This window comes from Ruminococcus sp. B05 (assembly GCF_003628495.1).
Classification (GTDB): Bacteria; Bacillota; Clostridia; order Lachnospirales; family Lachnospiraceae; genus Schaedlerella; species Schaedlerella hominis.
Window position 1 is genome coordinate 1 of record NZ_RBZR01000050.1, and the last position, 6,750, is coordinate 6,750.

Genomic DNA, 6,750 nt, shown 5'->3' on the forward strand with positions numbered 1-6,750 from the left:
TGTAAAGGGATATAGAGTTAATTTGCGCTTTTTTACATGACCAATGAATCAGAAACAATATGAGAGATGTGATAGCAAGGATGCAATAAGTTAGATCTGCCCATGGATAGTTCATGAAACAACCCTGGGTGAGAATATATCTGCTTGAGACAAAAGTAGTTTCATGGTATCATTGTTATAATATAGCAATGAAATCATGAAACTATTTTTATAGAAATATAAGGAGCAAAGATATGGCATTTTGGAAATTAGGGGTAGAAGATTTTGGGAAAATTAAATCTGCAGAAATAGAGGTTGCTCCATTGACGTTATTTGTTGGGGATAATAATAGTGGAAAAAGTTATCTCCTTTCTTTAATATGGGGGATTAGGAATTTAGGAGCGGAGATATTTCTGGACAATTTAGGATTGGACAAAAAAGAATTAATTGATTGGATGACAGAAAAGATAACTATAGCAATGCAAACAGGAAAGTGTAAATTCTCCTTAGAAACTGTAGATAAGCTGTTTGAAGAAGTATTGAATGCTGAATTAAAAAGAAAAAAAGAAGAGCTTGTGAAAAAGATTTTTAACAGTGATAAGGTAAGCATTGGAAAGCTTTATGTTCAATTTAAAAATCTAAATAGTATAGACTTGGAATTTAATTTGCATGAAGGGAAGTTGTTGTATTTAAGTATTGATGGAGAACCAGTAATAGTTTTAGGCAAGGCAGTATTGGAAGAAAAAAAGAATTTGGAAAATGGATTTGTTCAGTGGGAAATACTGCAAAGTATATATGCACACATTTTGAAAACGAATATTACAAGGATGGATAGTAACAGTTGCATATATCTTCCTGCTGCAAGAACAGGATTTATGTTGACAAAAGACATTATAAATAAAGTTGGAAGACAAAATACTTTCAATATTTCTACAGAAAAAGAAACAATTACACCATTTGTTCGCCCAATCAATCAGTTTCTGGATGTTATGACAGATTTGACAACAGACTATACAGAGAACAAGGGATTCTCAGAATTATCGCGTGATATAGAAAGAGAACTGGCATCAGGAACAGTTGAGATTAGTAATATGCCAAATAAAGAAGTTCAATATGTGCCAGACGGTTATGAAATGGGGATTCCACTTAGACTTACATCGGCGGTTGTTACAGAATTATCTCCATTAATTTTAATTTTGAAACACAAAAATCAGATTGATAGTTTGTGTTATGAAGAACCTGAAATGTGTTTACATCCACAACTTCAGTATAAGATGGGAAAAATAATTGGACGTATGGTTAATTCTGGGATAGAAATGATAATTACAACGCACAGTGATCTTATTTTACAGCATATCAATAATATGATAAAACTTTTAAAGAGAAAAGATAAAAAGGAAGTATGTCAGAAATTAGGATATACCTCAAAAGATTTATTAGCATGTGATGATGTAAGAGTATATCAATTTGAGACAAAGATGAAGGAAAGAACAGAAGTAAAAGAATTGTTGTGTGGAGAAGATGGATTTGTGGTACCAACATTTAATAACGCACTTGATTTGATTATGGATGAAGCTTATGAGATACAGGGATGATGTTTTATGAATCAAAAGAGAAAATATATAATCGATAATTTGTTTGTAGATAATTTTATTGAGTTCGAATCAAGAATTATATACTTGGAAGAAAAAGAAGATTCAGGAAAAAGTTTACTGGAAATACAATTAAATAAAGATGGTAATTTGAGTATTAAAAATGTCGATATGAAGAATACGCGTATGTACTACTTTAAAAGCGATAAAGTTTTCTCGATGAATAAAAGAGTAGATCATATTATTTTTGAGTATGTTTCAGAAAATGACTGGAAACTGCATTTGATAGAGATGAAATCTTCTGTGGGTAGAAAGAAATGGAACGAAATAAAAGGAAAATTCAGAGCAAGCTATTTGTTGGCACAAGGAATAGCTGCGATGTTAGAACTAAATATTGTAAGCACACACATGTATACTTCGTATGAAAAAGTGCAATTAGAAGTGTCAGATACATTGCCGAGTGAAAGAAGAATGCGAATTGGAGAGCACTATGTAAAACCAGAAGAAGAGTGGGAGGGAGACAAATTTGCGTTAAATTTTGGTGAGAGGCTCACTTTTGAACATATACCGATACAGATGACAAGAAATGAAGAAGATATTTTGATTGGAAACTATATGCTGGGATAATAGAGTAAAGTTTACACCAGGTGCCAGGTACTAGAATGATCGGAAGAAAATAGAAAAGCCGCCATTAAAGGCGGCTATATCTTATTTGTTCAGTTGTTCAATGAGATAATCAATATCCGTTGAATAAGCGGGGGTGATGCCTTGACCGTATAAATCAAGATATTCACCTAATCGCCTATATCAGTATGCCCCTGCTCAAATTCCCACTGTAGACCATATTTGTCGATAAAATAAAAATAACGAACTTCGCTGAGAATTTTAGCTGTCTGTTGATTCCTTTCATCCGTTTCTGACGTCTTTTGATCAAAGAAATGAACTTCGTCCGGTGAGGTTTTACTGATCTGAAATACTTGATAGTCTTCTGTTTCATTGATCAGTTTTGTGTCAGGCATAGATTTTATATGTAAAAATGCCTCATCAATATTTGTGATTTTTAGTGCTACATGACGAGCACCGCTGACATCATTAGCGGCAAAAAAGATGGGATCCTTTCGGCCTTCCGGTGAGTGGTACTGCATGAGTTCCAGTGTCAGCTTGGTGCCAGGGATATTTACGAAGGCAATGGAAACGTCTCCATTTGCCGCTTCCTTAACAAAGCCACCGGCCTTGAAGAAACCTTCATTTTTCCAATGAGACAGATAGTGATCAGGTACTACGCCCAGGAGTTTCTGATAATAGTCAACAGCTTCCATCATATCATCTACAAAAATACACACATGGGACACCCCGGCAAATTTTGGCATAGCGGCCTGAAGAGGTGTGTCACAGGCAGATTTTGAGGATATATTTACATTAGATTTCATTATTTGAATCAGCTCCCTTCTTTTCTCGCTTTTTCAATCTTCTTATTTTTAGTATAAAAGAAAAACGCAGAAGAAGCGGTTCATTTTCGTGAAATAAGGCTTTTTCTGCGTGAATAAATCATATGAAATTTCATGAGTGGATCATATAAGAAAAATAGCTGTTTTTTAGCTCCTTGTATCTGTTCTGGGAAATCGGAATACTTTTTCCGTTTGTCAGTAACAATTCACGAGTGCTTAGCTTTCGGATAAAATCCATATTGACAATATAGGCTCTATGTGGCCGAACAAAAGAGGGGTGATCTTTTAATACTTCCATCAGTTCTACTAATGTTGCCGATGTTTCAAGGGAAGAACCATCAGACAATGTAACAATCTGGTTATGATTAAAGCTTTCAATGCAGACCAGTTCGTAAACAGGTATACGGTGTAAACCGGTTTTTGATTTTAGTATAATGGATGGATTTTTTGTGGGTAATAGTCGATGAATACAGTCAAGTACTGCATCGTCAAAATCAGGTTTATCTACAGGTTTTATTAGATAGCCAGAAGCTTTTACGCTGAAAGCATCCACAGCATATTCTTTGGAAAATGTCAGGAATAGAATTTCAGCCTTTTCTTTTCGCTCACGGATCCGTTTTGCCAGAGTTACGCCTGTCATATGTGGCATAACAACGTCTAACAAGTACAGATCAAAACCACCGTTTTTTTCAATATCATCAAGCAGATCAAAAGGTGATTTGTAAGCCTGTATCTGCAGAGGATTTTCCGGGTGTTCTTCTGAAAAACGAATAGCCAGTTCACAAATCTGTTTTATATCGTTTTGATTGTCATCGCATATTCCTATGCGCAGCATATGTTTCACCTCTCGTTTTGTTATGATATTAAATGATATCATAGAAAGAATAAAATCACAATATTTCAGCAATTCAGGATAATGCATGCTGTCACAGAATTGTCTTCTCGTTGATAACAGATATTTCCATCATATTTATCAATAGCCATCAGGATACTTTCGATACCTGTTCCCTTTGGCATGATCAAATCATTTTCAATCACAAGGTCAGATCTGCACGGGTTACTGCATACAATAATCAGCTTTCCCTTTTTTGTGCGAAGATTTACTGTAATCTTATCGTGAGAGTTACATGCCAGGCAACCGTTTATCGCATTTTCTAAAAGATTTGAGAGAATTGCTACAAAGTCCATATCTGCGACTGCTATATTTCCAGGTATGTCAGCTACAACAGAAAGGGTGAGATTTTCTTTCTGAGCCCTGTTGTAAAAGTTGTTTAAAATCGCATTAACTGTAACCTGTTGGCAAAAATCAGTCTGATTTGCAGTATCTAGACCTTGAATGAAATTTTCAATATAATGGATTGCTTCCTGCGGTTTCTCCTGCTTTATAAGAAGATTGATATTTTGCATATGATGTCGGAAATCATGGCGCATAGCTTTGGCTCTTGATTCATTATCTCTGGTTAGTGCAAGTTGCCCTTGTAAGTATTGTACATTTTGTCGGATCAGCTCCATCTTAACTTCCTCGTTCAGATGATGAATCGTGCCGAATACTATCCACAGTACAGCACAATAAATCATCAAGGTTGTGACAAATAGGAGAAGGTACTCGACGGGATGCCCAGTATGCATGAGAAAATCGACAAGCGTTGCAAATACTATCAGAAACAGGATAGACACAAAAGTGATCGAGTACCATGTTTGCTTCTTGTTTCCAGGTACAGCGTGCATATAAGGCCGGACAAAATAGAAGTACAGCAATAACGCAGGGAGATTTAGCAATATTCTTACAATGCCTCTGGCATACATCTGCTGGACGGTTGATAAATTTAAAAACAATCCATCACAAATTAAAACAGAAATGCAAATAAAAATACAAAATAAGTTTGCATAAGTGATGAGCAAAAATAATTTTTTGCAGAAGATATCAGAAGAAGTATACAGAAACAGCAAAAAAGCAGGTAATATAGTTCCGATAAACGAAAAAGGTATTACATATGGGGAATCTTTGCCTAGCAAAGAAAATGCCAATAAGGACCAAAGGGTAAAAAATACAGCATAAAATCCATAGAGCAGTAAAGTTTTTTTGAGAGAATATTTTCGCTCAGTCATCACGGCAAACCAAAGAAGATGAGCGATTACTGTGAGAATTAATATCATAGCCAAATGGTTCAATGTATAGGACCTCTCTTTCTGTGTGATTGAACCGGTGTAGGATTCTAATCTAATAATTTGAGTATAAAGTATTCTTATGTGATTGTCTATCGGAAAGCCATTAGGGACGGGGGCAATAACATTTAGTTAAGCTTTTTTCAAATTAATAGTTGACAAAATCGTAAAAATGTGCGGCACCTTACTGATTATTATAATCAGTAAGGTGCCCTTTGAAGTTAGATATATTTTTACTTCAAGGAGGTACCACACATGTACATGACACCAGCAACTATTCGAAAACGTTTCTTCTCTGTTCTTGAAACAGCAGAGAAAAATATTCATTTGTATGTTAATACTCCAGGTTCAGATATGACCAGACACAGACTCTGTCCTTTTTCTGACACGGTAAAAGCTACTCTCTGCCTCACCATGAATAGGACAAATACAGAATTATTTAACTTTTTTATGTCCCAAAACAAGAAAGTTCCATCTAAATCAGCTTTCACACAACAGCGAAAAAAACTAACTGCTGATTTTTTTCCGTATCTTTTAAAATCTTTTAATGAAAAAATCCCTTTTACCAAAACGTATAAAGGGTTTCATCTTGTTGCAGTAGATGGTTCTGATATTAATCTTCCTACTAATAAAAATGATTTTGAATATCGTATAAAACAGGCTCGAAGTGACAATGTGTTTTTTCAGATGCATTTGAACGCTTTGTTTGATATCTGTGAATACAGGTATATTACTGCCGTTACCCAACCACGCCCTAAAATGAATGAAACACAGGCTCTCTGTCATATGGTCGATCACTGTAATCTGCCAGAAAATACGATACTTATTGCAGATAGAGGATATGCCTTGCTAAACACAATGGCTCATTTAATTGAAAAAAAGAAATTTTTTCTCATTCGCTGGAAATCTCCGTCTGCACCATCTGCTTTTCTGAAAGATATTTTGCCAGCTGAAACAGAATCAGATAGAGAGATTGTTTTGGACGTAACAAGATCGAAAAAAAACAAGCATCTTTGTCATGGGGATAAAATGAAAATAGTAAAAAATAAAAGAACTTTCGAGCCGATTCCGATTGATGATAAGAAAAGTGTATATACCATGAAAATTCGATGCACCTGTATACAACTTGAAAATGGAAACTACGAATATTTGATTTCTAATTTACCATTAAAAAAATTTTCTGCACTGGATCTACGAGAACTTTACTGGAAAAGATGGTCTATTGAAACTTCTTTTCGACGCTTAAAATATGCGCTTTCACTAGTGTATTTACATTCGGTTAATCGGGAACTGATTATTCAAGAAGTATATGCAAAACTTATTATGTATAACTTTGCCTCACTTCTTCACGCCTTTGCTACAGAAGAAAAAAAGAAAGAGCAAGGAAAGAAAAAAAGGAAATATGAATACAAAATATCCTTTGAAGATGTTCTTCCTATTGCACGAAGATTCATAAAACATCGAATGACGAATGATATAGTAAAAGCTCTAATGCTACGACATCAAACAGCTATTAAGGTGAAACAACAGACCGCTCGACAGGTCAGATCACAAACTGTAAAGCC

At 34.9% G+C, this 6,750-nt stretch carries 6 protein-coding genes; 3 read left to right on the top strand and 3 right to left on the bottom strand.

The window, feature by feature from the left end; all coding sequences use genetic code 11:
- The first annotated feature begins 233 nt into the window (after window positions 1–233).
- Window positions 234–1,574 carry an AAA family ATPase gene (locus tag D8Q48_RS16755; RefSeq protein ID WP_121057351.1) on the top strand — a complete coding sequence of 447 codons (1,341 nt, stop codon included), beginning with the start codon at window positions 234–236 and terminating at the stop codon, window positions 1,572–1,574.
- Window positions 1,575–1,580: 6 nt separating this feature from the next.
- Window positions 1,581–2,198 carry a hypothetical protein gene (locus D8Q48_RS16760; RefSeq protein WP_121057353.1) on the top strand — a complete coding sequence of 206 codons (618 nt, stop codon included), beginning with the start codon at window positions 1,581–1,583 and terminating at the stop codon, window positions 2,196–2,198.
- Between the two features lie 167 nt (window positions 2,199–2,365).
- Here D8Q48_RS16760 and D8Q48_RS16765 read toward each other — a convergent pair whose 3' ends face one another.
- The 3 genes from D8Q48_RS16765 to D8Q48_RS16775 form a co-directional block, all read right to left on the bottom strand.
- Entirely contained in the window at window positions 2,366–3,001 is a 636-nt protein-coding gene (locus tag D8Q48_RS16765; RefSeq protein ID WP_243116333.1) for a VOC family protein, read from the bottom strand.
- Between the two features lie 130 nt (window positions 3,002–3,131).
- The gene (locus D8Q48_RS16770) at window positions 3,132–3,854 is read right to left on the bottom strand and encodes a LytTR family DNA-binding domain-containing protein (protein WP_172696989.1); all 723 of its coding nucleotides are present in this window, start codon (window positions 3,852–3,854) and stop codon (window positions 3,132–3,134) included.
- A gap of 65 nt (window positions 3,855–3,919) precedes the next feature.
- Window positions 3,920–5,191, bottom strand: a complete 1,272-nt coding sequence (locus D8Q48_RS16775; RefSeq protein ID WP_121057357.1) for a sensor histidine kinase — start codon at window positions 5,189–5,191, stop codon at window positions 3,920–3,922.
- Window positions 5,192–5,440: 249 nt separating this feature from the next.
- Here D8Q48_RS16775 and D8Q48_RS16780 point away from each other — a divergent pair.
- On the top strand, window positions 5,441–6,750 hold a 1,310-nt coding region (locus D8Q48_RS16780; protein ID WP_121057359.1), incomplete at its 3' end, for an IS4 family transposase.